Here is a 651-nt window from a genome sequence, read left to right as displayed (position 1 = left end):
ATACTGAAACAGGTCGAGAACTTTATGGAACTTATAACCAGGTTTTAGCTGGTCTTGTAACCATGATTAACAACCCATCACCTTGGTTGATGAAGCATTAAGCCCCCCCATCCCCTTTGCTCCCCCATCCCCTTTGCCCCCCCAGCCCCCCCCTCCCCTTCCCGCTTTCCCCGATGCGATCGCACAATTCGACCCGGATGGCTACCGCTGGAAATGGCACGAGGGAAAGTTTTCCGCCTGGGATTGCTACTAGGTGCAGTTGATGACAATGGCTCAAAGGCGCTGGCTGTCGAAGATTGAGGTGAAAATTCACAGCGCGCTGCGCCTCAAATTTGGAGTAAATCATGACATAAAATCCCCAGTCAATTATCTGGCATAGAATTGCCACGGCACTGGGTACGACAGCGGCAAGTTATGAGGGGGAACCCCTGGGAAATCAGCCGATGCTGATTCCAGAGACCGCGAAACTCCCAAGTATCCCACGGACTGACACGAGTCTCCTGAGGCGGTAACAGTGGGGATGGGATTGCGGTCACATTAACAAATTCTTGCTCTCCCCAAATCAGTATCATCAGCTTATCCTCACCGCAAAAGACCAAATATTCGGGCGAACGTTTACCCAAGTCTGCCCGTCAATAGTTAACTGAGACA

1 protein-coding gene and 1 pseudogene are annotated in these 651 nt (G+C 51.3%); one reads left to right on the top strand and one right to left on the bottom strand.

All coding sequences use genetic code 11. From position 1 onward, the window contains the following. Positions 1-101 (top strand): annotated as a pseudogene (locus tag MiSe_RS54415) (four helix bundle protein); the annotation flags it as partial. Here MiSe_RS54415 and MiSe_RS49580 read toward each other — a convergent pair. Beyond that, positions 98-346 (bottom strand): hypothetical protein, encoded by a 249-nt coding sequence (locus MiSe_RS49580; RefSeq protein WP_226594973.1) that lies wholly within the window; start codon positions 344-346, stop codon positions 98-100. The pseudogene MiSe_RS54415 and the gene MiSe_RS49580 sit on opposite strands and share 4 nt — an antisense overlap. Positions 347-651 lie beyond the last annotated feature (305 nt).

The organism is Microseira wollei NIES-4236, from assembly GCF_020521235.1.
Lineage (GTDB): Bacteria > Cyanobacteriota > Cyanobacteriia > Cyanobacteriales > Aerosakkonemataceae > Microseira > Microseira wollei.
This window is presented reverse-complemented; position numbering and strand designations above follow the sequence as displayed.